This window comes from Shewanella saliphila, assembly GCF_014648295.1.
In the GTDB taxonomy this organism is placed as follows: Bacteria; Pseudomonadota; Gammaproteobacteria; order Enterobacterales; family Shewanellaceae; genus Shewanella; species Shewanella saliphila.
In genome coordinates this window covers 20,221-43,223 of record NZ_BMQV01000038.1, presented here as the reverse complement: position 1 = coordinate 43,223, position 23,003 = coordinate 20,221, and the positions used below count along the sequence as shown (strand labels likewise).

19 protein-coding genes are annotated in these 23,003 nt (G+C 45.5%); 15 read left to right on the top strand and 4 right to left on the bottom strand.

Features of this window, described 5'->3' with window-relative positions:
- Positions 1–537: 537 nt before the first annotated feature.
- The 4 genes from IEY48_RS15645 to IEY48_RS15630 form a co-directional block, all read right to left on the bottom strand.
- Positions 538–696, bottom strand: coding sequence for a hypothetical protein (locus tag IEY48_RS15645; protein WP_188921986.1), 159 nt, complete (start codon positions 694–696; stop codon positions 538–540).
- A gap of 613 nt (positions 697–1,309) precedes the next feature.
- On the bottom strand, positions 1,310–2,887 hold the full coding sequence (locus IEY48_RS15640; RefSeq protein WP_188921984.1) for a general secretion pathway protein GspF: 1,578 nt from the start codon (positions 2,885–2,887) through the stop codon (positions 1,310–1,312).
- A 118-nt stretch (positions 2,888–3,005) separates the two neighbouring features.
- Entirely contained in the window at positions 3,006–5,444 is a 2,439-nt protein-coding gene (locus IEY48_RS15635) for a LamG domain-containing protein (protein WP_229786518.1), read from the bottom strand.
- A 2-nt stretch (positions 5,445–5,446) separates the two neighbouring features.
- Positions 5,447–6,715, bottom strand: a complete 1,269-nt coding sequence (locus tag IEY48_RS15630; RefSeq protein ID WP_188921983.1) for a hypothetical protein — start codon at positions 6,713–6,715, stop codon at positions 5,447–5,449.
- 390 nt (positions 6,716–7,105) lie between these two features.
- Here IEY48_RS15630 and IEY48_RS15625 point away from each other — a divergent pair, with 390 nt between their 5' ends.
- The 15 genes from IEY48_RS15625 to IEY48_RS15555 all read left to right on the top strand — a co-directional run bounded on the left by IEY48_RS15625 (position 7,106) and on the right by IEY48_RS15555 (position 22,947).
- A complete protein-coding gene (locus tag IEY48_RS15625) occupies positions 7,106–9,763 on the top strand; it encodes an HzsA-related protein (RefSeq protein ID WP_188921981.1) in 2,658 nt (885 codons plus the stop codon).
- Positions 9,764–9,818: 55 nt separating this feature from the next.
- The gene (locus IEY48_RS15620; protein WP_188921979.1) at positions 9,819–10,559 is read left to right on the top strand and encodes an outer membrane beta-barrel protein; all 741 of its coding nucleotides are present in this window, start codon (positions 9,819–9,821) and stop codon (positions 10,557–10,559) included.
- Positions 10,529–11,191, top strand: a complete 663-nt coding sequence (locus IEY48_RS15615; RefSeq protein ID WP_229786517.1) for an outer membrane beta-barrel domain-containing protein — start codon at positions 10,529–10,531, stop codon at positions 11,189–11,191. The genes IEY48_RS15620 and IEY48_RS15615 overlap by 31 nt, the downstream gene beginning before the upstream one ends.
- Before the next feature lie 53 nt (positions 11,192–11,244).
- Positions 11,245–11,763: a TlpA family protein disulfide reductase gene (locus IEY48_RS15610; protein ID WP_188921977.1), complete on the top strand. Its 519-nt coding sequence runs from the start codon at positions 11,245–11,247 to the stop codon at positions 11,761–11,763.
- Positions 11,764–11,770: 7 nt separating this feature from the next.
- Positions 11,771–12,031, top strand: a complete 261-nt coding sequence (locus tag IEY48_RS15605; RefSeq protein WP_188922001.1) for a DUF4266 domain-containing protein — start codon at positions 11,771–11,773, stop codon at positions 12,029–12,031.
- Positions 12,018–13,172: a DUF3570 domain-containing protein gene (locus IEY48_RS15600; protein ID WP_229786515.1), complete on the top strand. Its 1,155-nt coding sequence runs from the start codon at positions 12,018–12,020 to the stop codon at positions 13,170–13,172. The genes IEY48_RS15605 and IEY48_RS15600 overlap by 14 nt, the downstream gene beginning before the upstream one ends.
- Before the next feature lie 65 nt (positions 13,173–13,237).
- Complete coding sequence (locus IEY48_RS15595; protein WP_160054691.1) at positions 13,238–13,792, top strand: AraC family transcriptional regulator; 555 nt, start codon at positions 13,238–13,240, stop codon at positions 13,790–13,792.
- A 6-nt stretch (positions 13,793–13,798) separates the two neighbouring features.
- Positions 13,799–15,937 carry a hypothetical protein gene (locus tag IEY48_RS15590; protein ID WP_188921973.1) on the top strand — a complete coding sequence of 713 codons (2,139 nt, stop codon included), beginning with the start codon at positions 13,799–13,801 and terminating at the stop codon, positions 15,935–15,937.
- Positions 15,937–18,981 carry a tetratricopeptide repeat protein gene (locus tag IEY48_RS15585; RefSeq protein WP_188921971.1) on the top strand — a complete coding sequence of 1,015 codons (3,045 nt, stop codon included), beginning with the start codon at positions 15,937–15,939 and terminating at the stop codon, positions 18,979–18,981. Before IEY48_RS15590 ends, IEY48_RS15585 begins: the two co-directional genes overlap by 1 nt.
- A complete protein-coding gene (locus IEY48_RS15580; protein ID WP_188921969.1) occupies positions 18,968–19,756 on the top strand; it encodes a tetratricopeptide repeat protein in 789 nt (262 codons plus the stop codon). Before IEY48_RS15585 ends, IEY48_RS15580 begins: the two co-directional genes overlap by 14 nt.
- A gap of 1 nt (position 19,757) precedes the next feature.
- A complete protein-coding gene (locus IEY48_RS15575; protein ID WP_188921967.1) occupies positions 19,758–20,078 on the top strand; it encodes a hypothetical protein in 321 nt (106 codons plus the stop codon).
- 119 nt (positions 20,079–20,197) lie between these two features.
- Positions 20,198–20,851, top strand: coding sequence for a MotA/TolQ/ExbB proton channel family protein (locus IEY48_RS15570; RefSeq protein WP_188921965.1), 654 nt, complete (start codon positions 20,198–20,200; stop codon positions 20,849–20,851).
- Positions 20,852–20,856: 5 nt separating this feature from the next.
- Entirely contained in the window at positions 20,857–21,411 is a 555-nt protein-coding gene (locus tag IEY48_RS15565; protein WP_188921963.1) for a biopolymer transporter ExbD, read from the top strand.
- On the top strand, positions 21,408–21,941 hold the full coding sequence (locus IEY48_RS15560) for an ExbD/TolR family protein (RefSeq protein ID WP_188921961.1): 534 nt from the start codon (positions 21,408–21,410) through the stop codon (positions 21,939–21,941). Before IEY48_RS15565 ends, IEY48_RS15560 begins: the two co-directional genes overlap by 4 nt.
- 1 nt (position 21,942) lies before the next feature.
- Positions 21,943–22,947, top strand: a complete 1,005-nt coding sequence (locus IEY48_RS15555) for an AgmX/PglI C-terminal domain-containing protein (protein WP_188921959.1) — start codon at positions 21,943–21,945, stop codon at positions 22,945–22,947.
- Positions 22,948–23,003 lie beyond the last annotated feature (56 nt).

Below are 23,003 nucleotides of genomic sequence, written 5' to 3'. Positions count from 1 at the left end.
AGCGCAAATCGATGAAAATCCATTATAACTGTACATAAAATCAGTACATACCATATAAAAGTATTCATACTGATTTTATTTTTAACGCTTTTGATTTTTTACATGCGCAGCATGTGATGCTTGAGGTTAATCTCCCCCTTTGTTCGAGGTGATTCAGCCACATCTACGAGCTAATATTTAGCTACACATCTGTGCAGATACACCGCCAGCAACGAAGAAATAGAGCCTCAAGTTTAAGCGCGGCTGTGACCGTCCATGACATGGACGTCATGGCCGAGCTTACAAAGATGTACTTGCAGCGTGTCACAGAAGCGTTTGAACTTGAGGTGATTCAGCCGCATTCATGAGCCAATATTTAGCTACACATCTGTGCCGCTACACAGTCAGCAACGAAGAAATAGAGCCTCAAGTTTAAGCGCGGCTGTGACCGTCCATGACATGGAGGTCATGGCCGAGCTTACAAGGATGTACTTGCAGCGTGTCACTGGAGCGTTTGAATTTGAGGTGATTCAGCCACATCTACGAGCTAATATTTAGCTACACATCAAGCCAATACACAGCCAGCAACGAAGAAATAGAGCCTTGAGTACAAGCGCGGCTGTGACCGTCCATGACATGGACGTCATGGCCGAGCTTACAAGGATGTACTTGCAGCGTGTTACAGAAGCGTTTGAACTTGAGGTGATTCTGCCACATCAATGAGCCAATATTTAGCTACACATTTGTTTTGTCACCTTGTCATCTCACCAGCAACGAAGAAATAGAGCCTCGAGTACAAGCTCGGCTGTGACCTTCCATGACATGGACGTCATGGCCGAGCTTACAAGGATGTACTTACAGCGTGTCACAGAAGCGTTTGAACTTGAGGTGATTCTGCCACATCAATGAGCCATTATTTAGTTACACATCTTTGCCGATACACCGCCAGCACCGAAGACATAGAGCCTCGAGTACAAGCGCGGCTGTGACCTTCCATGACATGGAGGTCATGGCCGACCTTACAAGGATGTACTTGCAGCGTGTAACTGAAGTGTTTGAATTTGAGGTGATTCTGCCACATCCATGAGCCAATATTTAGCTACACATCAAGCCGATACACCGCCCGCAACGAAGAAATAGAGCCTCGAGTACAAGCTCGGCTGTGACCGTCCATGACATGGACGTCATGGCCGAGCTTACAAGGATGTACTTGTAGCGTGTCACTGAAGTGTTTGAACTTGAGGTGATTCAGCCGCATCCATGCGAGCTAACGAGATATTAAAAAGTGTCTTTAATACGCCAGTAAAAAATTCTGGCGCAGTAACACTCCCTACACTATCGGTTGAAACGCGGTTAGCGAGTCGAGCATAGTGGCATTACCTAATCCTTGCATTGGGGCTACTGAAGTAAATTGGCCTTGTTCACCATGCAAAGCCATGTAATTAAGCAAAACGGTTTCCACCAACAAATTCACGTTATTAGCCGACGGGGCGGAGGCGGTATCGACTGACGCATCAGAGCGCATAAAGCCAATTTGTTGTTTTTGCGCCATTTGGTCGTCATTGCCGCCCATTAATTGGGGTTTACCAGACGGGTTATACACCAAAAAGAACGAGGCTCCGGTTGAAGAATTATCACCCGTCCACTCGCCTTTACCACGACCTTCCATTGAGTCATCAATACGGCCATTACTTGAAACAGAGCCATCACTGAACACATACAACATTAACGGCATATTACGGCGTGAAGCATACTCTAAGCAGGCTCCCATACAGCGACCTGCACGTAAATCGCGTAACTCACCGGTTGCCCGCTCGCCAGTGTGATAATCAAACCCACCCATAGTGACCGTACCCGCACCAGAAAAGCCATTCACCACTAGCTTCATAATCGATGCTGTCTTTTGAAACTCTGATTCAGAATCAAACTCGTTAATGCCAAATATGCCACCTGGCCCCACAATATCTGGGTCTAATAACGGGTTTAGGGTTGATGGGTCGCCAAAACGATCCGCTAAATCAGCGCTTTTAACATAGCCGCAATTGACTAAATCTTTAATCACATCGCCACGGGTCACCTGAGTATTTACCGCCGCCATTTTTTGCGCGCTAATGCGTTGAATACTCTCCATCACCGCCACAGCATCGCGTTGCGACAATAAACTAAATAAGTCGCCCACATCCACCAAACCGGTGACATCAGACGGCCTATCAATTTTGGTCGGTCGCATGCTTAAATCAATAAAACTGGTTGGCGCCATTGAATTGCCGCCCGAATCAGAATTGCGTGAACCCACCAACGGCATTAACGAGCCATTCGCGCCCGCCGCCGCAATGGCATACATTGGATTATGCGGATTATTGCCGGTGTCGTTGTCTGAACGATTTGGGATCACTGCACCGTTAATTCTTGATGCCGTGTCTGATGAAACCTTTTCTAAAATACCGCGTAAAAACGCCGAGTCAGAATGAAATGCTAAACCCAAATCGGTATTGATAAAATCAGACACCCCAGCATTAGGATTAGCAATCGATGGCGCCATGTCACCCGGTAAACCAAGCTTGTTGTAACCAGCTGTAGATAAAAAGTCTTGCTGGCCACCCGCGCCGCCAACTAATACATTTGAGCCGGCAATGTTAGCGCCACCAGCCAAATCAAAACTAATAAATGGAATTTTACCCGCACCTTGAACGCTAATGCCGCAAGACCCCCTTAATGCTTCAAGATCTGCCGACAATGCCGCATGCGCATTGTTAGGATTAGCAAACATGCTAAACATAGATAATCCCGCAACTGCCGCACCGCCTTTGTATAAACCCGTTGAAATAAACTCGCGTCGAGTCATGGGTTTACGATGATCAGCAAACAACAATGGACTGTCTGGATGAAGATGCTTTGATTTAGTCATTGTTGGATCCTTTTTGTCTCTGTTTTACGACAACATTTGCAGTGCTGTTCAGTGGTGCATGCATCAATTGAACAAAGCTCAATTGCGCGGTGGTTAATATATTTATCATCTGCGGCCCCTATTGCACTAGCATGACAGCACTGGCCAATACCGCAGCACAGGTTGATTTAACAATGGTTCGAGTGCGCTCTGCATTACAGGTACCACTGCACACCGACAAGCCGGTCACCAAACTGTCTAATTCTGCATACACATCGCTTTGGCTAGGTTGGTTACTCAATGACAATGGCATTAACTGATTAATTAATGGATTAAGCAAGTTACCTCTATCAGCCGCACTTAATGCCACGCTAGGAACAGCCGTAAAATCAACATCAGGAAACCAATTATTGCGTATTGTATTATCCTCAATTGCCGAGTCACAGTAAGCGATCGCTAATTGGGTGATGCCCATTTGCTGCGCTGAAATAAAGGTTTCAATGTTCTCAAGGCTAGGTAATTGACGTTTAACCAACTCATAAGTGGCAAACACCTTGGTTGATTGCTGCGCCACTCCAGTTAGCACACTCATACTGTGATTAATTTCTGCAAAGTTACGCACACCCACTTGAGCAGATTCAGTGGTGGCTGGCACCTCTGCTGGGGTAACAAATACGCCAGGTAGCACCACATTACTGTGCTCGCCTAATTGCTCAAAGGTTAAGAAAAACTCATCCTGACTTGCGCCTTTTTCAAGCGCGATAATGGTGCCAAGTGCCGAGATAGAAAACGGCTCAGCAAGCACCTGGCCTGCCGATACCGACAAGTCGAGATTAACGTACGACTGACCTTGAGCGCTTTCTTTGCCATTAATACCAATACGTAAGCCTTTTACCTCAAAACTGTCGCTCACTGGCGTACCGTCAATATTCACAATCGCAGCATTACTGAATAAATAACTGTAATTATCAAATTGGCTTACCTCAAACATCACATAAGTATTCGGTAAATCGATGAGATGACTTATTGAGAACAGTAAAAAGAACTTTTCACCAACGCCCACTTCATAATTTTGTTGCACTTGCTCAGGTGCTAAAACCCTGTTGTAAAGCGCAAGTAAGCGAACATCGCCTTGCCATACATGTTGATTAGACGCTTCACGGCCTAAAATTAGCGCAAAGCTGTCATCCCAATTTGCTAATGGAGCAATATCTTCATCAACCGTATCAATCAGCTGACCGTTCACATAAATACTGCGACCGTTAGTGGCGTTGTAGGTCATCACTACGTGTTGCAACGTCGCTTGCAGCACTTCATCGGCATCGGGGGTGCTCAATGCTGGCTCACCATTGCTACTTGATGCTTCAGTTCTGAGCATCAAGTCATAATTATATTGGGTTTGCCCAAGGGTAAAGTTACGCGCGTCATCACCGGCTGAATAAGTGACGATGCGGGCAGGCCCTTCTTGAGTCACATTATTGGGGGTGACCCAGGCTTCAATCGAAAACTCACCCGTTGCGGTAATTAAATCGTACAATTTTTTACTATTGGCGGTGCTAGCCTGCGCTTTACCATTGGTAAATGACAATCCCCAGCCGCCTAACCAATCGACATCACCACTAAGGGTTAAGTTTGCCGCAGGAGAAATACCCGAGGTGTCATAGGCAATGGTGCCTTCACCGGTTTTGAATTGGTACAGCGCAATCACGTCAGTTTCAAAACGGCCACCGCTTGATGCGGTAATACCATCCGTTAATCGTAACGATTTAGACACCACCATATCCGGTGAGATCTCATCGAGTTCAATGCCGTCACTTAACGCAGTAATCGCATCGCGCATTTCAATACTGTCGTCTAAACAGTTATTCCAACAGTTATGAAACTCCGATCCTAAACGTACCACTAATCGTGATTGTGCTGGGGTATCTAAATTCATCACCCCTTTTGCGGCTTCATACGCTTGTTCGATATCATTGCTGGCAAAAAAGGGCGACTGTGCCGCTTGCACGCCTTCGTTATGGCAAGAAGCGCAATGTTGATACACAACCGGATAAACATGCTGGCTGAATAAGCTGCTGTCATCTGGGTAGTTTTTACTTGAACCTGGATCTCGAATAACGGGGGCTGTTAGCTCAATCGTATTGGCAGTGCTCACTCGGTCATCAGCCCATAACTTAATCCACTGAGTCATGGTTTCGCCGCAAGCTGAATCACTGGCCAACCAACAATTGTGCCCACCAGCCACTTTGCTCACTAAACGCGAAGCATTAGGCTCGGTTAAATCAACTAAGGGATTAGTGGCGGCATAAGCGTCGTTAACATCATTACGGCTGGCAAAATAAGGGGCTTGGTTACCTTCTGTATGACATGCACCGCACTTATCCTGAGTCGACATGTTGTCCCACAACGACGTTTTGTATTTTTGAATATCCGCGGTTGCCGCTGCTGGACCTGTGTATACGTCAGAAGTTGGAGTTTGCTGAGCGGGTGGATTTTCTTCAACATCACCACCGCCACATGCAGTTAGGCCAAATAATAATGAGACAATAACAAGGCGTTTAATCATTAAAAATTTCATGCCTATTCTCCCATACAATAGTTGCCAACTTCAGCGAACACTCGCTTAAGCAGGTAAGCATTCTGCTTAAAAGAGGCTGTTGTTGCGCTAATTTGCGCAATATCGGCTTGGCTTTCTGCATCACGCAAACACACTGACTTAAATACTTTTTTCACCTGGCATTGTGCAAAGGCATTGCTGTTAGCCAACTCTTCTCCAAACGATTTAGCGCCGCTGCCTTGGCCGGGTAAGCCGCTGTCCCAGCCTAATTTCTGATTGGGCCCTTGGCGCCAATAATTTTGCCAATCATCGTTTGGCGTCACAAACCCATAAGGGAAACTGGTCGAATTAATATGGTATTTACCTTGTACGCGAGTGCCCGTGTCGGGATCGGTCTGACCGCTAGTGTTATAAGCAATTGCGCCGCTTTCACCCGTTGGATCCTGCTCGAGGTTAAACTCATAATTATAGTAAGCAAATGCTTGGGCTAATGGGTCCATACCGCTATGACAACTTGAGCAGTTATTAATAAACAAACGGCTATCGCCACCAGGGCTTCGGCTCACATCCTGGCGAATACGGTCAGTTGAACGAGTATTGTCTTTAAGCGGCTCTAAATCGGTACATAAATGGTTCATTAAGGTAAAGCGGAACATGGCGCGGTTAGTGCCTAAATAAAAGAACTCTTTGGCCGCGGCGCGGCTGGTGAGCACCCCAGCGGTAGCCGATGAAGGTAAACCGTTTAGACTTGATTGCGTGGTGCGCTCAAGGCCATCTTTTAAATCAATAAATTGGTCTTCTAATGCTTGGTAGTGCGCATTATCATTGCGGTTATAAGCAGGTAAATTTAAACTATTTTTACCGACATACACCATATCTGCCTGCAAGATTTCTCTAAAATCCACATCATCTCTAACAGCCCCAATAACAGTGGCAGAATAGTCATTTAATGGTGCAAAAATATTTTGTTCAATATTGGTCCACGGCGTAGCAAATAGTTTCAGTGTGGTGGAGTAAAACGCAGGGGTTTCCATAGCCAAATAAGCGGCTTCAATAGGCTTACCGTCATCGAGTAATGTCGCCATGCTTTGCAAGGTTGTTTCCGACGCGGCAACACCGGCAATGCGGTCATGTAATTGTTTAGCTTGATCTAAACTACCTGCAACTACATTGGCAGAAAGTAGGCTTAATGCCCCAAGTGCCGATAGATTGATAAAATGCTTAACCTGCATGGTTTTTCCCAAATAAGATAATAAGCGCTGGCTTGTTACCGTACGAAGCCGAACCTTCATACTGTCTCCTTTTTCACACTGACGTCTTAGCCATAAACTTGCTCTGATGTAGATAAATGCTCACTTTTTATTCGTCAGATGATTATTTAATCGATGTTATTGATTACACTCATCATGGCTGTTTTTTGAGCGATTACTGTCGCGAATGTTGCTGATTAAATCATTCAATGAGCAACATTAAAAGTTTTTATTTTGTTAATTTTTTTGACACTGCCAGCCAATTGATTGACGTCAAAAAAGTGCCTTGAACCGTCAAAAAAAAGTATTAAAACTATTTGCATAAAAGTCTTGAAACACTGAGCCTACAAGGCAATAATGTCAAGTGCAATCAGGTTTCACTAAGATATTTACAGCAGTCATTACAATAATAATAACCGTAAAGGAAAACAAATGAGGCCGACTTGGGGCTATAACATAATCGTGCTAACAGTAACTACATTGTTAATAGGATGTAACACTGAGACAGCGATAAAAGATGAACAGCCTGACCCCGTTCTTGTTGAATATCCGGTGGCTTATATCGAGCAAAACTTAACCGCTGTCGATCAATTACCCGCACAATTTGATACCCTCAACCCAGCTTATTTTAATCCTGGTGCGCAACTATTAATTAAACGAAATGCCTTTGCCGACTCTCCTGCCACTAACTTAACAACCAGCTTATTTGGTGAAGATCAGCTTATTGATATTCGCGATCTTTCAGTTTCTGACGACGGCCAACAAATGCTGATGGCAATCCGCGCTCCAGAAATTGACGATGCAGACGATGATGAACAGCCTAAATGGAATATTTGGCGTTATCGCGTTGCCGATGAAACCCTAGAACGCGTGATAACTAGCGATGTGACCGCAGAACAAGCCGATGACTTAATGCCGAGCTTTTTACCTGATGGTAGAATTGTTTTTGCCTCTACTCGCCAGCGTTTATCGCGCGCTATTTTACTCGACGAAGGTAAACCGCAATACACGGCATTAGATGAAAGCCGCGACAATGAAACCTTCAACATCCACGTAATGGACCCAGACGGCAGCGCCATCACACAGCTTAGCTTCAATTTAAGCCACGACTTTTATCCACTGGTACTGCAAAGCGGTAAAATCTTATACAGCCGTTGGGACAGGATGGGCGCTAATCATGGGGTTAATTTATACCGCATGAACCCAGATGGCAGCGACAACGAACTCGTTTTTGGATGGCATTCGCACCAACTGAGTTTAGATGAGCAAAACGAATCGATTGATTTTATCAAGCCGCAACAGTTACCTAGCGGTGAGATTTTGATGTTGTTAACCTCACAAGATGACAGCGTAATTCAAAAACGCCCCGTGCTGATTAACATTGATGACTATATTGATGCTGAGCAAGCCACAGCCACATCGGGTGCCGAGGGCAGTGCCATTACTGACGCTGAACTATCTGATTTTAGCTTTTCATTTTCAACGGAACTGTCTCAAACCGGCCGCTTGAATCACTTATTTCCCCTTCCCGACACCAGCCAACGTTACTTAATGAGTTGGGATTTATGCCGAGTGGTAGTCAACGATGTTATTCGTGCTTGCGGCCAGTTAACCGCAGAGCAACTGGCTGATGAAAACCTAATTCAAGCCGACCCGTTATACGAATTATGGCTACTTGATAACGCCGAAAACACCCAACAGTTAGTTGCTACAACCGCTCAAGGAACCGTGTTAACTGAGTCAGTGGTATTGCAACCAAGCTCGCAGCCTAAAACCTTTATTGCCGATAAAGTGGTTGGTAATGAACTCGACTCGCAGCTTAGCCAAGAGCTAGCTGGTTCAATCCACATTCGCAGCGTGTATGACTTTGACGGTATCGACAGCACCGCCAATGCCGGTGGAATAAGTCAATTAAGCGACCCATCACAAACACCAGCAGCTAACTTACCTGCACGCTTTTTACGTATTGTTCGCGGCGTGCCCATGCCGCCTGATGAGGTGCGCGACATTCCAAACACGGATTTTGGCCGCAGCAACAACCAACTCATGCGCGAGATTATTGGTTATAGCCCTATCCAACCCGATGGTTCGGTTAAAATTAAAGTACCAGCCAATGTGCCGTTAGCCATTAGCGTGTTAGATGCAGATGGCCAACGTATCGGAGGCCGCCATCGTCAATGGATAACATTAATCCCAGGTGAAACCTTAGAATGTATCGGCTGCCATACCGCCAACAGCCAATTACCTCACGGGCGATTAGACGCACAAGCAGACAGCATTAACCCTGGCGCGACAGGCGGCTTTGCTTACCCTAATGCCAGCAGCAACATCATTCCAGAGCAAGGGCAAACCATGGCCGAAGCTGATGAAATGGTCAATGGCCTTGCCGAGTTAACGACCAGCCTGTCCTATCAAGATATTTGGACTAACCCGGTATTGTCAGAGGTTAATCCAAGCATTGATTACAACTACAGCAATTTAGCCACGCCAGCCCCAACGGGCAGCGAATGCTTTGATAACTGGACAGCTTACTGCCGTATACAAATCAATTATGTCGAACACATTCAACCCCTGTGGGATCTTGCAAGGCCTGTTGTCGACGCAGCAACTCAAATGATTGTTGCCGACAATACCTGTACCAGTTGCCACAATATTGTCGATGTTGACGGCGCAGCCCAGGTGCCTGCAGGGCAATTGTCATTAGTCAGTTCTGCGTCTAGCGACGAGCCAGCCCATTTAACCTCATACCGCGAACTGCTGTTTAACGATGTAGAGCAAGAAGAAGTCGACGGCATTTTAATCGACAGGTTAATTGAAGTACTCGATGCTGACGGCAACGTGGTGTATCAGGTTGACAGTAATGGCGAGCTTATTCTCGACGCAGATGGTAACCCTATTCCAGTGTTAACCACGGTCAATGTACCTGCCATCTTGTCGACTAACGGTGCCAGTGCAAGCCGCTCATTTTTTGAGGTGATGAACAACACCACGCATCAAACTATGTTGTCGGCAGATGAGCTTAAATTGCTCAACGAATGGCTAGATATTGGCGCGCAATATTACAACACGCCATTTTACTCACAGGACTAACAAAGCACAGCGCCAACCCTCTCCGTTGGCGCAATAGACTTTGCGATAGGGAATTATGCTGACTTACATACGCAACACCTGCCTACTACTGACACTATTGTGCTTAAGCCCAATATTGCAGGCTGACGACAACCCGAGATTACGCATCGACGTACCCTTTGTTGAGCTGCATTCAGGGCCGAGTGCTGGCTACCCTGTGGTATCGGTCATTGAAAAAAATGAAATGGTCAGCGTATTACTTAAACGCACCTCCTGGTTAAAAGTAAAAGACAAACGCGGTGTTGAAGGCTGGTTTCATGAAGATGATTTATTAGGCTTATCCCAAAACGGTCAAGCCATTAGCGCCACACAAATCACAGCACAAGACGTGATAAACCGTCAATTTGAAGCTGGGGTTATGTATGGCGACCTAGAAGGGGCCAACTTTTATAATCTATTTGCTGGTTATGCCTTTACCCCCGTCTTTAGCGCGGAGTTATCAGCGGGTAAAGCCTTGGGGAGCATTTCAGACAGTGATGTATTTGAAGTGATGTTATTCAGTCACCCAATACCCGATTTAATCGTTGTGCCTTACATCGGCGTTGGCGCGGGGGTTATTAAAACCGAACCTCATAGCGTGTTAGCCGACACCGAATCACGCAGCAGCACGCTAATGAGCGCCGCTGCTGGCGTTAAATACCACCTTGCCCGTAATTTTATATTACGCGCCGAATACAAACTCTCGTTAGCCTTAACCGACCGAGATGAAAATGAAGAGATCCAAACATGGAAAATAGGATTCAGCGTATTTTTTTAATGCCATTACTGACCGTCAGCACCTTGGCGTTGAGCGCATTAACCCCAAGCTCAGTTGCCTTTGCCGCTGATGATACCGCTAACACTGTTAAAGCTGATGTAGAGCGCCGCGATGTGCTTGACGACCTGCTCGACACTGAAAACTTTGAAGTCGGGTTTCAGGGCGGCATCATGTCGATTGAAGATTTTGAGTCCAGCTCATGGCTTAGCGCGCATCTTGGCTATCACATCAGCGAGCACTTTTATGTTAAAGCCCGCTACGCCCAGGCTAAAGCAGGCAAAACTAGTTTTGAAAAACTGGCCAATGCCGCGCCGCTGTTAACCGACGACGAGCGAGAGTTAACTTATTACGGCTTAAACATTGGCTATAACTTGCTACCTGGTGAAATATTTTTCAGTAAAGACACAGTGTTTAATAGCGTGTTTTCAGTTGAACTCGGTGGCGGTAACACCGACTTTGCCGGTGACGAACAATTTACCGTTAACTTAACCGCCAACTATCGAGTGTTTTTAACCGACTGGATAGCATGGGACTTAAGCATGAGTGATTACCTGTTTAACACCGAGGTTACTGGCGAATCTAAAACCACACACAACTTAAGCTTTGCTACCGGTGTGTCGTTTTATTTTTAACATTTTTTACATTTAAAATAAGCACTTATAAGAAAAACAAATAAGGAAATACAATGTTGTTCAGTCGATTTAGCGGTAAATGTCTTATCTTAGGTGCATTATTATTGTCGATATTGTCGATATTGTCGATGCAGGCCCACGCGCTCACCATCGGTGACGCGGCGCCCGACTTCACCTTAAAAAATCAGCAAGGCACTAACCTTAACTTAGCCGAACAGCGCGGTGAAATTATCTTAATCAACTTTTGGGCGTCCTGGTGCGGCCCTTGCCGTAAAGAAATGCCGGTACTGCAAAAGCTACAAGACAAGTATCAAGACCTAGGCGTGCAAGTTTGGGGCGTCAACGTTGAGCAAGAAAACCAGGCCGGTAAAGATTTTCTTGCCGATCTTGATTTGAGCTTCTCAATCTTTTTTGACCAAACCAACTCCTTGTCTAAAACCTATCAGGTTGAAGCCATGCCGACGACGGTGATGATTGATCGTAACGGCAAGGTGCGTTTTGTGTTTCAAGGCTATCAAGATGGCTATGAGAAAAAATACGCCGCAGCCATTAAACAGCTGATCAGAGAGTAAATCGATGATGACATTCACTTTATCACCTCGCCTCACCGCCTTATCGCTAAAGTGCATCGCACTGCTAAGCATTGTCGGCCTGAGCGGTTGTTCGAGCATGGGCATTGAGCCTTGGGTTAAACCCTACGAGCGTCAAAACCTGGCCGATCCAATTATGCGCTTAAATCGTCATCCAAGCGCCAGTATGCATGTGGCTCACGTACTTGAAGGCCGTGAATCAGCTCGTGGCGCAGAAGGAACCGGTGGAGGTGGTTGTGGTTGTAACTAATTTGCTTAATAACAGCGTTAAACTCTTCGCGGTTTTATTTATTGGAATAGGTAGCTTAACGGCTCAAGCCGCGGTGCTCGATCCCGATCGCGCCGATATGCTTTATCACAGCTACGAAGGTGGCGGCATGACCATTGATGGTCCATCCGTCATGCTACGAAAAAAGGCCTCTGAATCGGTTGCGATTACCGCTTACTATTACATGGACAGCATTTCATCGGCGTCAGTCGATGTGATCAGTACCGCCAGCCCGTACACCGAAAAACGCCACGAAGGTCAGATCGGGGTTGAATACCTGTATGACAAAACCTTAATGTCGCTTAATTTGCATCAAAGTAATGAAGACGATTATTTAGCCCAATCTTTTAGCATTAATGTGTCGCAAGACACCTTTGGTGACTTAACCAATCTTAATCTGGGTTTATCTTACGGCGATAACGAGATTAAGCGTAATGGCGATGACATCTTTGAAGAACAGAGCGAGCAATACCGTATTCGCGCAGGCATTAATCAAGTTTTAACCCGCAACCTCACCGCCAGTTTAAACGTTGAAGCCATTGCTGACAGTGGTTATTTAAATAACCCTTACCGCACCGTGCGTTATGTCGACAACAGCATTCCATCGGGGGTGGGGTATCAAGCCGAAGTCTACCCAGAAACCCGCAATTCGTTTGCGGCAAAATTATCGGCCAGTTACTTTTTACCTTACCGCGCTGCGCTGTTTTTCCACTACCGCCATTTTAACGACAGTTGGGAAATCACCGCTAGCGACGTTGAAGTAGGTTATCGCCATCCCATTGGTGACAGTTTAGAACTAGAGCTAAAAGTGCGTTACTACCAGCAAACTCAGGCGGAGTTTTACAGCGATTTATTTCCCTATCGTGACGCACAAAATTATATGGCGCGCGACAAAGAGTTAAGTGACTTTAGCGACATTACCTATGGTTTAGGGATCACCTATATGCTGCCCGCGTCGATGTCATTTGGCGATACCCGCTCAGAGGCATCCTTACAGTGGGATTATATTGACTTTCAATACAATAACTTTAGGAACCCTAATGCAGAAGGCGGAGTCGGTAACGAACCCTTTTATGGTTTCTCAGCCAATGTGGTCCGCGCCTTTGTTAGCGTGTACTTTTAATGTCTGTATTTAACGTTATCGATAAAAGATTGATCCTACAACGAAATTGCCAAGGCCTTAACCCTATGACTACCGTGCGTAAATGTTGTGCATTTTTAACTCGCTTATTTGCTGTCACTGCAGTGCTTGCAAGCTTTTTTGCCATGCCAGTGCATGCTGAAGACGCCAATAAAGGCGCGCTGGCATCTGAGCTTGAAGACATTAAAAGCCAGGTGCTAAAGCTCAATCGCGATTTGTTTATTTTAGAAGAAGATTTACTGTTTCCGGCCAGCACTCAAATTGCGGTTTTTGTGTCGGTTGATGTAGGGCGTTTTCTTAAACTCGACAGTGTAGAACTTAAAATTGACGACAATAATGTTAGCGGTTTTTTATATACCGAGCGTCAACGTAAGGCATTAGAGCAAGGCGGTATTCAACGTATCTACTTAGGCAATTTAAAAATGGGCCCTCACCTGTTAACCGCTATTTTTACCGGTAACGATGCAGAAGGTCGTACTGTGCAACGCGCGATTAGCCATAACTTTGATAAAACCGATGAAACCGTGATGATTGAACTTAAAGTCGAAGACAGTGAATCAAGCTATCGCGCTGATATCAAAGTCGAACAGTGGGCGTTGTAAATCATAATGGCCGTTATCATTCAATCTGTTAATACAAAGCGAGCTTACCGCATTGGCCAACTTTTGCGCCCGGTGAGCGCTGCTGCGCTTTTAACTTGCGCGTTAACCTTATTTGCCCAGCCTTCAGTCCATGCAGCAGAGCAAACCGAGGGCAGTGCAACAGCAAAAACAGACTTAGAAGATAAGTTTTATCGCCAAGCCTTGTACTTTTACTTTGCTGGAGATTATGGCTCAGCTCTGAGGCAAATTAGTTTAAACCGTCAACGTCAGGGCATAGATTCAGATCGCAGCCAGCTGTTTGAAGCAGGACTACAAGTGGCCATAGGGTTACACGACCAAGCCACGCAAACCTTAACGCGTTTTGAACAAAACCAAACAGAGACAACCAATGGCAGCAAAGCCAAGTCGGCCACCTCACCGCAAGAGCTACTGCTCATTGCCTTGTTGCAATTAACCGAGCAACAAATTGATCAAGGCGACAATATTAGCGCCCAGCTTACTCTAGGTAAAATCACCACAGTATTACCTGATTATGTTGAGCAATATCATATATTAAGCCAATTAGCTTATTGGCCAGCACCGCCACCATTAACCGCACAAGTGCAGCAAACAACCGTTGAAGATGACGCGGTGCAGACTAATTCATCTGCCGCTTACATCGCCTTAAACCAGGCATTACTGTACATGGAGCAGCAAGAATACAGCGCAGCTCAACCTATATTAATTGAGCTTAAAAACCAGCAATGGCAGGCTCCCGATGTTAATTTTTGGCAAAAGCTGTTTAACCCGTTTGCACAGCCCGATATTTTTGACGCCAACGACCAGCTAAAACCACAAGTACAAGATGCATTGTTGCAACAGCAAGCCATTAACGACTACGCCAAATTACTACTGGCGCAGCTCTATGTTGCTAATCAGCAATACGATTTAGCCTATAATGAGTTGGTTGATTTTCCGCAGCAAAGCCCCTACGCCGAATCGGCGCTATTTTTGTTTGCCTATTCTGCCCAGCAACAACAGCAATATGACATGTCGCTCAAACTGTTGACGTTATTACAACAGCAATATCCCTACTCAAATTTAGCCTGGCAAGCCGCATTACTTAGCGCCAAACAAGTGAGTGAGCAGCAATCGTTAGCACAAGGCTTAACCTTGTATCAGCAAGCTGAGCAGTTATATTTGCAAAAAATTGCCGAGATAAAACAATTCGGCGAGACCTTCAACGACAGCAAAAACATTATGGATTTTGCCACTAAGGCTAACGATGAGCAAAACGCCTTATTAACACCAAAGTCAGATGTGCTTGCACTTATATTAACCCAGCGTTTTAACACCGACGCCCCCTGGCTTAAAAAAGCGCTAAACGATCCGTTACTGGCAACCGATTACCAAACCCTGCTTAGCCTTGAGTTACTCAGCGACAATATCAAAGCCCAACAGAGCAACAGCCAATGGCTTAAAGGCACGTTAATGCTTAACAGCCAACGCCAAGCTAGGGTTATAGAACAGCAAAAGCAATTGGCTTACCGTGGGATGATCCAAAGCTTAACGGCGCAAAAGCAGCGTATTGCGGATATTATCGCCCAGGCAGAAATCGAGCAAAACCCGCAGGTGTTTGCCAACCCAACGCAGCAGCAATGGTTAAATCGTATTGATACTAGTCAGGCGACGCTGAATAAATTGGCTTCACAACGTAATACCGATGATGAACAGCAGCGACTCGATAAAGTCAAAGGCGTGTTGCAATGGCAATTACAAAGCACATTCCCACAACAGCTTTGGCAGCACAAGCAAAGCCTTAAACAGTTAACAGAACAACTTGAAATGCTTGAGCTGCAAGCCAGTCGTTTTAGTGATTTATCCACTAACCCGCGTTTACTGTCTAACTTTGACGTGCGCCAACAGCAAACACAAACCGACATCAACAAAATGACCTTGAATATCGAGGCGTTGAACCTCAAAACCAGCCGAGAGATCCGCGGTAAAATCAGTATTTTCACCCAGCAACAGCAATATACATTACAGCAATTATTGCTCACCAGTCGTCATCAAATGGCCAATGTGTTAGAGCAAATGGCGCAAGCTGACAACATATCATCCCCTGCTGTATCAGGTGTTGATAGCGCTTCACAAGGAGCGCGCTAATGTCTGCCTCATCTAATGTATCAAGCGCATTAATTATCGTCAGTGGCATACTGTTATCGGGTTGTTTTAGTAGTGGGCAAACTGATTATAACCAGCAAGCCAAACGGGCCAGCTTGAGCGATTTAGCCAATAAAAGCACTAGCAAAAAAGTCGCCGCCGTTGAAATGAGTCAACAGCAACGAAGTGCCGCTTTAGCCGGGATTTATCAACAATTATTGACCTTAGAGCCCGATCCTGAAGTGCGCACTCATGTGGAATATCGCCTGGCGCAAATTAATACCGAATCCTTTGAAGCCCAATCTTATGCAGACTTAGGTGATGAGTTAACCGATCCAGCACAAGCCGACAGTCAGGTATTGGCCCAGCTCAGTAAAAATGATGCCGCATTGCAGCAATTAATTGAGCAATACCAGCAACTACTCCAACGCTATCCGCAGCGGGCTGAAAATGAACATTTACGCTACCAATTAGCTAAAGCCCTCGACTTACAAGGCAATCTAGACGCTAGCCTAGCGCAGGTTGAATTACTATTAAGCCAATATCCTCAAACCGATTATCTGGCTGAACTGAACTTTAGGCGCGGTGAGATTTACTACAATTTGCAAAATTACATTGCGGCGATTCAAGCTTATAAACAGGTATTAACTACCCGCAACAATCAAAAATATCAGCTCAATAGTTTGTATATGCTTGGTTGGTCTGAATTTAAGCTTAACCGACTTGCCAATGCCGATAACGCATTTTTACAAGTGTTTGAAGCACTGGTTGCTAGCCAACAAAATAACCCACAAGTGGCCAAGTTAACCGCGGATGATTTTGCCTTTGAAAAGCTTGGCAGCCGCGCGCAAAACCTGGCCATTGATACTCAACGAGTGCTGAGTATTTCATTAAGCCAGCAACTGCAATCACAGTCATTGGTGGCATTGGTGAATGACAATCAATCGCTACCCTATATTGGCTTATATCAACATGTGTTATTTGCCAACTTAGCCACTTTTTTACTCGACAAAAAACTCGACCATGATGCGGAGCTAACTTACCAGGCCTATATCGACTTTGCCCCTAATCATATTTGGGCGGCGCGCTTTTCGCTGGAATTACTCGACCTGTTCCAGCGTCAGGGCAAATTTGCCGCCATGCATAAGCTTAAAAATGATTATGTAAACCAATACGGCTTAAACAGCACGTTTTGGCTAAAGGCTTCAGCGGCGCACCAAGGTGAATTATTACCGCATTTACTGAGCTTTAGTGACGAGCACAGCCGCCGTTTATATGCCAACGCTCAAACCTTGCAAGGCAATGAGCGCATTAATGGCTTTGCCCAAGCTGCTGGCGCATTAAACACTTACTTGCAGCTGGCCCAATTACCTCAAGCCAAGCCATTACTCAGCAAAGACATTATTCACGACCAGTATCTTTTTGCTGACGCGAACTTTGAAGCCAAGCAGTATCAAGCTGCGCTAGACAGCTATTACACCATTGCATATGAACCAACAGACGCAGAGGCATCAACGGCGTTAAGCCAAACCCAGCAGCAATCAGCCTACGCAACAACCGTGACCATACGAGAGCTAATAACACAGCAAAGCACAAATTCAGCAGAGATTGTCACACCATTAATTAGCAAACGTAATCAATTAGATAAACAATTTATTAAGCAATATCCGCAAGATGCACGCGCCTTACAATTGGCCGGCAATGCGGCGCAATATTCGTTTGACAGCCAAGACTACGTTAGCTTGAAATACTTTACCGATTTTGTCTTGCAAGCTCATGGCATAGCACCACTGACAGCAAGCTCTAGCGCAGCACAAACAGCAACGCCATTATCAGACACTGCCCGTAAACAAGTGCAGTTTGTTAGCCAACTGTATGCCAATAGCCTGTATCAACAAGAGCAATATGCACAGGCAGAAGACGCTTACGTGCTTGCGCTGCAATACACAGATAACAGCGCGACCGCCTGGAGCGAAATGCGCAACTTACTGGCCTCGAGTATTTATTTTCAAGCCCAAGCCCTTAAACAAACTGAGCCACTATTGGCTGTTAATCAGTTATTGCGCGTCTCTCAAGTGGTGCCAGAATCACAATATGCAGTAAACGCAGAACTTGATGCCGCTAACCTATTGCTAGCACAACAGCACTGGCAGCAAGCGATTGATGTGTTAAAACCATTTCAAAAACAATATCCAAACCATGAGTTTAGCGCGGCCATTCCCGCAAAGTTAGCCCAGTCATACGAAGCGTTAGCCCAGTGGGACTTAGCTGCAGAACAATTATTAATTATTGTTGCCAATGAGCAACCTGGCTCATTAAAGCGTGAAGCACAATACACCGCGGCCGAATATTATTTAAAAGCAGGCGATCGCAACAACGCTCTCACCACCTTCAGAAGCTATGCCAAAACCTACCCGCAGCCATTTGATGTGGCCCAGGAAGTGCGCTTTAAAATGAGTGAGTTTTATCGCCAAAGCGGTGAGGCTAATAAACAATATTACTGGTTTAGACAAATACTCAGCTTTGATCGCCAGCAACTGCAAAGTGATGCCAACGCCATTCAAGCCCGCCAGATCGAACTCGCCTCAATGGCCGCCTTTGCGTTAGGCGAAGCAGAGCAGCGGAGCTTTGCGGCCATTAAGCTCAATGCGCCACTGCAAAAAAGCTTAAAGCGTAAACAAGACGCCATGAAAAAAGCCATTGCTTATTATCAACAAGTACTCGGTTTTCAATTAGCTAAATACGTGCCGCATGCCACTTATAATCTGGCAGAAATGTACCGTCAATTGGCAAGCGACATGATGAATTCTCAGCGCCCTAATGATTTAGACGAACTAGCCCTTGAAGAGTACGAAATCTTACTCGAAGAACTCGCCTACCCGTTTGAAGAAAAAGCCATCGACATCCACATCAGTAACACTCAACGGGCATGGGAAGATATTGTTGATCAATGGGTTGATAAAAGCTTTATTCGCCTGGCAGAGATGTCTCCAGCCTTGTACCAAAAATCAGAATTAACACACGAGGTTATCGATGCGATTCATTAAATCATTATCAACCTCAACCATGAGGCAAAGCGCGTTTATCGCCCTGTTCTGTGTGACGTTTTTAGCCAGTTGCAGCACAGCGCCAAAGAGTAATGATGCCAATACGCCAAGCCGCGCAGCATCATCGGATGCAGCCGAACAACACATAGTCGACATGGTTAATATCACTAACAAAGACGCCAATACAACTTTAACAGCGATCGCCGACAAACAAGATCAGCGTAACGAGTATCTTGAACAAGCATCGCTTCGCTTAGCCGAAGTCCCCGAGGCAGTGTTAGCACAATATCAACAAGCGATTAACGCGATGAAAAACCAGCAATGGCAAAACGCTAATGGCCTGTTTGATAACGTTATCGCAGCGCAGCCACAGTTATCGGGGGCTTATGTGAATAAAGCCATCATAGCGATTAACCAACAAGCTTTTGAGCAAGCCGATACCCTGTTAGAACAAGCCATTAAGGCCAACAGCAGTAACCCATACGCGCATCAAATTAAGGCCAATCTTGCCAGACAACAAGGCCAATATGCCCAAGCTGAACAGGGCTATTTAACCGCACTAGCATTGTGGCCACAGTATCCTCAGGCTCAAATCAATTTAGCGATATTATTAGAGCTTTATCGCGGTAAGTTATTACAAGCAAGACAGTTTTATTTGGCTTATTTAGCCAATCAACCAGACGATGAACAGGCAAAACGCTGGCTTGCTGGCGTCGAAATTAAAATTAAACGTGCAGGGTTAACCCTACCCGATAACACCAACGGAGCAGGCTAAAATGAACACGATAAAAGCGCTGCAATTGATTGCTGTTTGTTTGTGTTGGGCGGCGGCTATTCAAGCAAGTTTTGCCAATGAAGCCGACAAACCAAACACAACGGCAGTAAACAACAAGCCGGTGGTGATCGAAAGCCAAATCACGGGCTCTCAAGAGCAACCTAAAGTGCTGTACATCATGCCGTGGCAAGGAATCACCAATCCAATAGACATTAATAACAAAGACATGCGGCTCACCCTGCCTGAATTTAAACCCATTAACCCCAAAGCATTTAGGCAACAGGTGAGAGACTTTGCCAATAGCAATCAACAGACAGAGTAATCTCAATAAAATAAATACAGCTAAACACCAAAATACATTAACAACCTGAGTCACAAGATAATTGCCCCATGCAGCCATAAACACCTGGGGACAAACAACAAAAATAGAAGGAACATCACATGAGTTTTACCGACCATATCATTGCGTTTTTACAAAATGGCGGCCCATTTATCTACCCTATCGCGTTAGTGTTAGTGGTCGGTTTAGCCATTACCATTGAACGCTGGTTATATTTAAGCTCAGCGCATCGCACTAACCAAAAAGCATTTTCGTTGATAAAAAATGCCCTCAAAACAGGCGACGTTAATACCATCAGTCAACATGCACAAAACCATAAAGCACCAGTATTTGACGTATTGCAGTCAGGTATTGCGCGTATATCAAGTGCCAGCCGCCGTGAAGATGTTGAATATGCCATGGAAGAAACCGTGATGGAATACATGCTGCGCCTTGAAAAACGCACGCCATTTATTGCCACATTGGCGAACATCGCCACATTATTGGGTCTACTTGGTACCATTATGGGCTTAATTGCAGCGTTCTCTGCCGTTGCCAGCGCCGATCCTGCTGAAAAAGCCAACTTATTGTCATCGAGTATTTCGGTGGCGATGAACACCACTGCATTTGGTTTGATCACCGCTATCCCACTGATTTTATTTCACTCTAGCCTACAAACTAAAACGGCCACCATTGTTGACTCAATTGAAATGGCAGGCATCAAACTGCTTAATTCGTTGTCATTTAATCAGCAAACGGATAACAACCGAGGCTAATGAGTATGAGACGCCACCGTCGCCCCAATACCCAAGATGCAGAACTGGATATCACCTCATTCATGAATTTGATGATCGTGTTAGTGCCAGTGTTACTGCTGAGTTTGGTGTTCTCACAAGTGCGCATTCTTAACTTACAACTGCCGGTGTTAACCGAAGAAGAACAAGCGCAAGATGAACAAGAACCCAAAATACTCGAATTAGTGATCACCCCTAGCCGCTTAACCCTTAACTATCCGGCGGGTATGGCACTTAAACAATTTGACATAACAGAGACAGGTTATGACTTTGCCGCGCTGTCGGTGTATCTGCAAGATTTAAAGCTGACATTTCAGCAGCAAGGTATAGAGAAAAACGACATTGTATTACTGCTAGACCCAGCCATTGACTATCAAACCATAGTGTCGGCCATGGACACAGTGCGATCGTTTAAAGCCGTGGTTGCCGCTAATTTGGTTGATGCAGAGTTGTTTCCAATGGTCTCACTTGGTGATGCTCCCGCTGTCAGTGACTCAGAGCCACAGGCTCCTATAGGACAAGCAATAGGAACCAAACAATGATGAAACAATCGGCCAGAAGCCGCAGATTAGTTAAACATCACAAACGCTTAAAAGCGGGTAGTAAGCTGAACCTTGTAGCCTTAATGGACATTTTCACGATTTTAGTGTTTTTCTTAATTGTGAATCAGTCTGAAGTGCGTGTATTGCAAAATATTGAAAAGCTTAGCTTGCCAGTATCTGTCGCTGAAACCTTGCCCGTTGAAAATCTTGTTATCACAGTCATCGCCGACACAGTGTTAGTACAAGATCGGGCTATATGGCAAAAAAGTGAAGGTGGACAAGGATTAACTGAGCAAGAAAACCCTGAGTTTATTAACACCTTAACCACCGAACTGACCTATCAAGCCAGTAAGCGCACCGAGCTGAGTGAAACCGAACAACAAAACGGCCGCGCGGTCACCATTATTGGCGATGCAGCAACACCTTATGTGGTGTTAAAGCAAATAATGGCAGCCTGTGCTGCAACTGGTTATCGTGATATTTCGTTAGCGGTTGAACAACAGGCTAAACAAGCCGATGGGGAGAGCTAACATGACTACAGCTACCCTTGGAACCGCTCAATTTAATCAGCACACAAGTAATAGCTTTAATGATTTAGGCGACTTATTTAAGCCCAGCAAACAAGACAAACTGTTTAAACAGATTTTGTGGCTATTGCTGTTGGTTTATTTGGTGTTTGCCGTTGTGGTGCCGATGCTTGAACAAGTTGAACTGCCGCGTGAAGTGAAAGAGCAAGTGCCGCCACAACTGGCGAAAATCATCTTGCAAGAAAAGCAGCTACCGCCACCGGTTAAACCTGAAGTGAAGCCACCTGAGCCGGAGCCTCTGCCTGAGCCAGAACCTGCTCCGCCAGAAGATAAGGTCGTCGAGAAGCCGGTAGAGCCAGTGGTAAAACCTCAAGTTGTGCAACCCACAACTCGTGAAGCAGCCAAAGAAAAAGCCAGCACATCAGGCTTAGCCGCCATGAAAGATGAGCTATTTTCGATGCGCGAAGCCTTTGATGTTACCCCAACGGCGCAGCGTAAACTTGACCAAACCACGAGCCAAGAGGTCAAAGTAAAACGTGACCTACTAGCCGGTGCGGCCAATAAACAAACTGATAGCTTGGCAAAATCAACTATCAGTAAAACTGTTGCTTCAGGCTCGTTAACAGGCAACGAAACCCAGCAAATTCGTCTCGCAAAAGAGGAAGTGTTAGCCAGTCAGGGGGCCGCGGCTGAAAAGGCCAGCCAAGCAAGTCATGCTGGTCAACGTTCAGAGGCAGCCCTTAGACGCACCTTAGAAGCCAATAAATCTCGGCTTTATTCGCTCTACAACCGCGCCTTAAGAAAAGACCCTTTCTTAAAAGGTAAAGTGATGTTTGAAATTGTCATTCAACCCAATGGCAGTATCAGCAAGGTGACGATTAAATCAAGCGAGCTCAACAATGCTAAGTTAGAACGTCAATTAACCTTGGTGCTACGTTCAATTGCTTTTCCGGCTGAAAAAGTCGCGGTAATGACCACCATCTGGTCTATCGACTTCTTCCCGAGTTAAGCAGCGTTACCCGCTGACTTTAGGCAATAAAAAAGCAGGTGATGATAGCCTCATTA